Source organism: Amycolatopsis sp. NPDC104863 (genome assembly GCF_055582965.1).
Map to the genome: position 1 here is coordinate 194,891 of NZ_JBVJOW010000002.1, position 7,137 is coordinate 202,027.

5 protein-coding genes are annotated in these 7,137 nt (G+C 71.9%); 2 read left to right on the forward strand and 3 right to left on the reverse strand.

Features of this window, described 5'->3' with window-relative positions; translation table 11 throughout:
• Genes ACZ63J_RS10205 through ACZ63J_RS10215 form a run of 3 tightly spaced genes read right to left on the reverse strand, consistent with a single transcriptional unit; the run spans position 1 to position 3,212 of the window.
• Positions 1–585 (reverse strand): LOG family protein, encoded by a 585-nt coding sequence (locus ACZ63J_RS10205; RefSeq protein WP_465335680.1) that lies wholly within the window; start codon positions 583–585, stop codon positions 1–3.
• Positions 585–1,370 (reverse strand): LOG family protein, encoded by a 786-nt coding sequence (locus tag ACZ63J_RS10210; RefSeq protein WP_465309309.1) that lies wholly within the window; start codon positions 1,368–1,370, stop codon positions 585–587. The genes ACZ63J_RS10205 and ACZ63J_RS10210 overlap by 1 nt, the downstream gene beginning before the upstream one ends.
• 9 nt (positions 1,371–1,379) lie before the next feature.
• The gene (locus tag ACZ63J_RS10215) at positions 1,380–3,212 is read right to left on the reverse strand and encodes a glycoside hydrolase family 9 protein (protein WP_465403963.1); all 1,833 of its coding nucleotides are present in this window, start codon (positions 3,210–3,212) and stop codon (positions 1,380–1,382) included.
• A 120-nt stretch (positions 3,213–3,332) separates the two neighbouring features.
• Here ACZ63J_RS10215 and ACZ63J_RS10220 point away from each other — a divergent pair, with 120 nt between their 5' ends.
• Both ACZ63J_RS10220 and ACZ63J_RS10225 read left to right on the forward strand, forming a co-directional pair.
• Positions 3,333–4,619 carry a helix-turn-helix domain-containing protein gene (locus ACZ63J_RS10220; protein ID WP_465403965.1) on the forward strand — a complete coding sequence of 429 codons (1,287 nt, stop codon included), beginning with the start codon at positions 3,333–3,335 and terminating at the stop codon, positions 4,617–4,619.
• A 404-nt stretch (positions 4,620–5,023) separates the two neighbouring features.
• A complete protein-coding gene (locus tag ACZ63J_RS10225; protein ID WP_465403967.1) occupies positions 5,024–7,048 on the forward strand; it encodes a M4 family metallopeptidase in 2,025 nt (674 codons plus the stop codon).
• Positions 7,049–7,137 lie beyond the last annotated feature (89 nt).

Genomic DNA, 7,137 nt, shown 5'->3' on the forward strand with positions numbered 1-7,137 from the left:
CTAGATCCCTGGCTTCTCCGTGGCCCACTTCGGCGGCGCCGGCGGCTCATAACTCTCGAACCGGTCCAGCAGCGCCGCCGGGTCGGGGTCGGTCAGCAGCAGGCGGCGGTAGTCCTCCTTGACGAACCCCTCCGTCACCATGTGGTCGGCGAACTTCAGCAGCGGCTCGTAGTAGCCGTCGACGTCGACCAGGCCGATCGGCTTGCCGTGCAGGCCCAGCTGGGCCCACGTCCAGACCTCGAACAGCTCCTCCAGCGTGCCCGCGCCGCCCGGGAGGGCGAGGAAGCCGTCGGACAGCGCCGCCATCTTCGCCTTGCGCTCGTGCATGTCGCGGACCACGTGCAGCTCGGACAGCCCGGCGTGCGAGATCTCGACGCTGGAAAGCGCCTCCGGGATCACGCCGATCACCTCGCCGCCCGCGGCCAGCGCCGCGTCGGCGACCACGCCCATCGTGCCGACGCTCGCGCCGCCGTAGACCAGGCCGATGCCGCGCTGGGCCAGGAGCTTGCCGAGCGCCGCCGCCTGCTCGGCGTAGCGCGGGGAGAACCCCATGGACGAGCCGCAGAACACGCAGATCCGGGTCATCAGTGGGTGTCCTCCCACGCCTGGTACGACTCCTGCACCACGCGGACGGCGTCGTCGATGTCGTCGGTGACGTGCAGCAGCTCGAGGTCGTGCGGGCTGACCTTGCCCTCGGCCTGCACGGTCTTGGCGATCCAGTCGTACAGCCCGCCCCAGTACTCGCTGCCGAACAGCACCACCGGGAATTTCGTGACCTTCTTCGTCTGCACCAGCGTCAGCGCCTCGAACAGCTCGTCGAGCGTGCCGAAACCGCCGGGGAGGCAGATGAAGGCCTGCGAATACTTGATGAACATCGTCTTCCGGGCGAAGAAGTACCGGAAGTTGACGCCGAGGTCGACCCACGGGTTCAGGCCCTGCTCGAACGGCAGCTCGATGCCAAGGCCCACGGAGAAGCCACCGGCCTCGGCCGCGCCGCGGTTGACCGCCTCCATCGCGCCCGGGCCGCCGCCGGTCATCACCGCGAACCCGGCGTTGGCCAGCGCGGCGCCGATCTTGCGGCCGAGCTCGTACTCGGGGTGGTCGCGCTTGGTGCGCGCCGAGCCGAACACCGTGACCGCGCGCGGGACCTCGGCGAGCGCGCCGAACCCCTCGACGAACTCGGCCTGGATCCGCAGCACGCGCCACGGGTCGGTGTGCACCCAGTCGCTGGGGCCGCGCGAGTCGAGCAGCCGCTGGTCGGTCGTGCTGCCCTGGTCACGGCGGTCGCCGCGCAGCACGACCGGGCCCTTCTGGCGCTCGACCGGGCGCTCGGGGTACTGGCCGTCGGGGAATTCAGACTGTTCACTCACCTCGTCATGCTACGACCTGCCCGCCAGCGAAAATGCCAAGAGGGCCGTGGAGGTGAAGTCGATGGCGGGCTCGTTACTGGGCCATGAACTCAGGTCGTCCGCGTAACGACTTCCCTGGCCGTCGAAGGATTCATACGGACGGGTGCATTCCTTCGCGCCCGCCGGGAACGGCAGGTCGGCGAAGTTGTCCGCGCCGTTCGGGCCGTTGACGACCGCGCCGTACAGCACTTTCGAAGGTCCGGCGAGGTTCGCGGCCTGGTGGTGCGGGCACTGCGGGAACGCCGTGCCGACGCCGACCACGAGCGACACTCCCCAGGCGTTGGCGCCGAGGGTGAAGTTCCGTTGTTGCGCCCCGAACGCGGCGTAGCGGGTGTCGCCGGTCACCCGCTGGTAGAGCCGGGCGGTCGCGGCGAAGCCGAAGCTCTTGCTGGCGGCGTCGAAGTCGGTGACGTCGACGGCCGTCCGGAATGGACTCTTCTTCGCGCTTTCCACCCCGGCGTCGAGCTGACGACGCAGGTCCGCGGCCAGTTCCCGGACGCCGAGCGCGGCCCCGGGGACGCCGGTCCGCAGCAGCCCGGCGAGGTCGGCGTGGGCGAGCGCGCTGGTGTCGTAGAGGTTCAACGTGCTCTTGTCGTCGCCGGCGATGTAGGTCTTCGCCCACTTCGCGGCGTCGCGGGCCCAGCCGTTCGCGCGCGGGTCGCCCAGCTTGCGCGCGGCGAGCGCGAGCTGCGTCGCGCCGAGCTCGAGGTCGTCCTCCCAGGACGACTCCGGGTAGTAGGCGTGGGGAAACGCCGTGACGAGCTCACCGACGTCCGACGTCTTGGCCTGCGCGAACACCGCGGCGGCCTCGGCCAGATAGTGCCGCGCCAGGCGCGGGTCGCGGTGGGCCTGGATCTGCGCGCCGAGCGCGAACGCGGCGGCGACGCGGCCGGCGAGGTTCGGGGACAGCGGCGCGCCGGCGGGCGCGGCCGGGAACACCGGGCGGTACTTGACGAAGTACGCCGGGTCGCCGGGCTTGACGGCGAGCGCGTCGTCGTCCTGCGGCTCGCGCCAGACGTCGTGGTCACCGAGGAAGCCGAACTCCTCGCTGCCGGTGCCGATGCCGACCTGCGCGTAGAGGGTCCTGGTCCGGCCGTCCCACATCTTGTCGAGCCAGTCGAGGCCGAAGCGGACCTCCTTCGCCAGCACCGGATCGGGGTCGTCCCGCAACACCACCCCCAGCTCGGCCAGCGAATACGCCGTGTTGGAAGTGAACTTCACGAAGTCGCCCGCGTCGACCCAGCCGCCCTCGACGTCCACTGGGCCGCCCTGCGGCTTCAGCGGTTCGACGATTTCGTCACCGCCTTCCCCGGCGAACTTCGGCTCGGCGTAGACGGTGCCCTTCCGGTCCGCCAGGTGCGACGGCTTGCGGTCGAGCCGGCCCGGGACGACGTCGTGGCCGTCGCGCTGGGCCTGGAAGAACTCGGTCGTGGCGCCGACGAGCGGGCGGAAGAGGCGGCGCGCGGTGTCGATCCGGAACGGCGGTGACGTCGCTCCCGCGGCCTTGACGCGGTAGGTGCCCGGTCGATCCACAGTGGACAGGTCGAGGTCGAACACCTTGGTGTACTTGGCGTTCCAGCTACCGACACTCGCGCCGGTGCGACCCTGGCGGACGGTGTGCCCGCGTTCGTCGACAACGGTGAACGTCCCCTGCGTGCCGCCGAGGAGGTACGCGTGCTTCGCCTCGCCCAGCGCGTAACCGACTTGGTCGACGCGCACGTCCGCCGGCGTGGCGGCCTCGGCCGGAGTGGCGGCCAGCGGGACGGCGAGCGCGGCCGCCGTCACGAGGGGAAGCAGGCGCATGATCAGGCTCCACTTTGTTAGGAAAGTTTCCTATTTAGCGAAAGACGCTATCCCGGCGTGCCCGCGGACGTCAATATGTCCGTTTCCGCACTCGCCGCGCCGATGACCTACCGTGGGGAGATGACCAGCGCACCCACCGAGCCGCTCGGCACGCGGATCCGGCGGCTGCGCGCCGGGCGCGGCTGGACGCAGCGCGAGCTGGCCGAGCCCGGGTACGACCGGGGCTTCCTGGCGAAGGTGGAGACCGGCAGCCGGCCGCCGTCGGAGGAGATGCTCGCCTACCTGGCCGACCGGCTCGGCCTGACCGTCGACGAGCTGCGCTTCGGCCGTCCCCCGGGCGTCGCCGACGAGCTGCGCGCCGCGCTGGACGAGGGGTACCGCGACCTCGAACAGGGCCGGGTCGCCGCCGCTTCGGCGTGCTTCGCGTCCGTGGCGAAGCAGGCGGCGGGTTACCGGCTCGACGACGTCGAGTGTTACGCGCGGTTCTGCCAGGCCGAGGTCAAGTGGCAGCTGTTCGACGTCGAGGGGGCGCAGACGGCGTTGGAGCACGCGTCGGAGCTCGCCGGCGCCGCGCCGCCGTGGCTGCGGGCGATGATCGTGCACCGCTGGTCCGGCTGCCGGTACCTGGCCGGCGACGCGGGCGCGGCGGTCGCGCGGGTCGAGGCGGAGCTGGCCGCGGGGCCGGCCGACCCCGACGCCGAGCTGTGCCTGCTCAGCGCGTTGATCCACCCGCTGATGGAGATGGGCGGCCTGCACCGGGCCGAGCGCGCGGCGCTCGACGGCGTCCGCCTGGCGCGGGCGGCCACCCGGCCGGACTTCGTCGCGCGGTTCCACCGGCAGGCGTCGCAGGTGTGGCAGGCGACCGGCCGCGCCGACCGGGCCGAGCGCGACCTGACGGAGGCGTGCCGGCTGTTCGCGTCGGTGGGGTTCGACCGCGACGCGGCCCGCTGCCGCTGGGCGCGCGGGTATCTCCTGCGCCGGCTGGGCCGGCTCGACGAGGCGCGCTCGGAGCTGACGTCGGCACGGGACCAGCTCGCGGCGATCGGCTCGGAGGAAGGCGTCGCCGGGGCGACGGTCGAGCTGGCCGAGGTCCGGCTCCGGCAGGGCGCGCCCGCCGAAGCCGCGTCGCTGGTCACGGAGGTCTGGCCGCTGCTGGCCCGCGACGTCGAATCCCTGGGCGAGGCGACGGGCCTGCGGGGCCAGATCGCCCAGGCCGAGGGCGATCTCCCGGCCGCGACCCGGCTGCTGCGCGAGGCGGCGGAAATCCAGACCCGGGCTTCGCTGCACGGCGCCGCGGTCTCGACGTCCCTGCGCCTCGGCGACGTCCTCCGACAACGTGGTCATCTCGACGAAGCCATCGAGGCCTACCGCCGCGGCCTGGACTCCGCCACCCGCACCGACACATAGCCGTGTCGACCCTCTGATCACGCGTGATGACTCCTCAATCACGCGTGATGACCCTTCAATCACGCGTGATGCCCCTCGGCCGCCGGAACCCGCGTGATCCGGAGGTCGACACGCGTGATTGAGGGGTCGACACGCGTGATTGGAGGGTCGACACGGCGGACCTGCGGGGGCGGCGGTCCGGTCGGGGAAGTTTCCTACCAAAGTCGGGTGAATTGGTTCAGACCAGTCGCCAAACCGGCCGCTTCCTGGGGGTTTGCCCAGATCGTCGTGATCTTCGCCGGGCGCGGCTGGGCCGTTCGGCCCATTGACCGACCGGCGACCGGAACCTTTACTCGGACGCGTCCGGCGCAATAACTGGAGTTATTCCTCCGGGCACACTCCCGCGTTCCCCGGAAAGGTTCCCCATGAGATCCCCACGAGGGCTGGCGGCGATCGCCGGTCTGGTCCTGACGTTCGGTGTGCCGGCGATCCCGGCCGCCGCCTCCGTTCCCCCCGCCGCCACCCCGCCCGAGGCGCTCGCCGCCCGGGCCGCCGACCAGGCCGCGCTCAGCGGCGTCGACGAGCTCGCCAAGGGCACCGGGGAGGCGTTCGTCCGCACCGGGGTCACCCCGGGTGGCGGCGGGCTCTACTACGCCTCCTACCAGCGCACCTACCACGGCCTGCCGGTCGTCGGCGGGGACGCGGTGGTCGTCGCCGACGGCGCCGGGCGCGTTCGCGGCACCGAAGCCGCGAGAACCGCTCCGATCGCCGTGACCACCCAGGCCACGCTCAAAGCCGAGCAGGCCACCACGATCGCCAAGGCCCAGGTGTCCACAGTAGACACCACGACCGCGCCGAAGCTCGTCGTGCTGGCCGGGGACGCCCCGAAGCTCGCCTACGAGGTCGTCGTCTCCGGGCGTGCCAGGGCCAAGCCGACCAAGCTGCACGTCTTCGTCGACAGCGCCACCGGCCAGGTCCTCGACACGCGCGACGACGTCCGCGAAGCCGGCACCGGCAACTCCTTCTACGCCGGCCAGGTCTCGATCGACACGTCCGGCTCCGGCAGCTCGTACTCGATGACCGACCCCGCCCGCCGCGGCATCGCCTGCGGCCGCGAGGGCGGCGCGATCTTCACGAAGAGCAGCAACACCTGGGGCAACGGCTCGGGCACCGACCTCGAGACCGGCTGCGTCGACACGCTCTACAGCGTCCAGACCGAGTGGAAGATGCTCGGCGACTGGCTCGGCCGCAACGGCATCGACGGCGCCGGCGGCGGCTTCCGCGCGAGCGTCGGCCTCAACGACGTCAACGCCTACTGGGACGGCTCCTCGACGCACTTCGGGCACTCCCAGGACAACCGCCGCCAGGCGACGCCGATGGACGTCGTCGGGCACGAGTTCGGGCACGCGATCTTCCAGACGACCCCGGGCGGCGCCGGCTCCGGCAACGAGAACGGCGGGCTCAACGAGTCCACCGGCGACATCTTCGGCGCGCTGACCGAGGCCTACGCCAACAACCCGGTGGACCGGCCGGACTTCACCGTCGGCGAGGGTGTCAACCTCGTCGGCCAGGGCCCGATCCGCTACATGTACAACCCGAGCCAGGTCGGCGACCCGAACTGCTACTCGGCGTCGATCCCGAGCACCGAGGTGCACGCCGCCGCGGGCCCGCAGAACCACTGGTTCTACCTGCTTTCCCAGGGCAGCAACGCTTCCCCGGCCAGCCCGACGTGCAACGGCTCCACCGTCACCGGCATCGGCATCCAGAAGGCCGGCAAGATCTTCTACAACGGCCTGCTGAAGAAGACCTCCTCCTGGAACCACAAGGCCGCCCGCAAGGCCACGCTCGAAGCCGCGATCGCGCTCTTCCCGGGCAGCTGCACCGAGTTCAACACCACCAAGGCCGCCTGGGACGCGGTGAGCGTGACGGCCGTCAGCGGTGAGCCGACCTGCAGCGGCCAGCCGCCGGCCGGCAACGACTACTCGCTGACGCTGTCGCCGACGTCCGCGTCCGTCCAACCCGGACAGACGGCGACCACCACGGTGACCACCCGGGTCACCTCGGGCAACGCCCAGACCGTGGCGCTGCAGGCGACCGGCCTGCCGGAAGGCGCGAAGGCGACCTTCAGCCCGGCGAGCGTCCAGTCCGGCGGCACGTCGACGCTGACCATCACCACCTCGGCGACCACGCCGCAGGGCACCAGCCAGGTGACGGTCACCGGCGACGGCACCGACGCCGACCACACCGCGCAGTTCTCGCTCACCGTCGGCACCGGCACCCCGCCGACCGGCTGCGGCGGCCTCGCCGAGTGGGACTCCGCGAAGGCCTACGTGCCCAACGACGCCGTGAGCCACAACGGTCACAAGTGGACGTCGACGTGGTACTCGACCGGCGCCGAGCCCGGCGCGCCCGGTTCGTGGGCCGTGTGGAGTGACGGCGGCGCCTGCTGAACCTCGCCGGGGGGGGGGGGGGGGGGGGGGGGGGGTAGGGGGGGAGGGGGGGGGGGTGCCGCGAGGGCGTTGGTATGGGAGCCGGCGGG

Excerpts from the sequence above, each read along its gene's own strand:
- ACZ63J_RS10205 (WP_465335680.1), bottom strand. The coding sequence starts at position 585 with ATGACCCGGATCTGCGTGTTCTGCGGCTCGTCCATGGGGTTCTCCCCG.
- ACZ63J_RS10215 (WP_465403963.1), bottom strand. The coding sequence starts at position 3,212 with ATGCGCCTGCTTCCCCTCGTGACGGCGGCCGCGCTCGCCGTCCCGCTG.
- ACZ63J_RS10220 (WP_465403965.1), top strand. The coding sequence starts at position 3,333 with ATGACCAGCGCACCCACCGAGCCGCTCGGCACGCGGATCCGGCGGCTG.
- ACZ63J_RS10225 (WP_465403967.1), top strand. The coding sequence starts at position 5,024 with ATGAGATCCCCACGAGGGCTGGCGGCGATCGCCGGTCTGGTCCTGACG.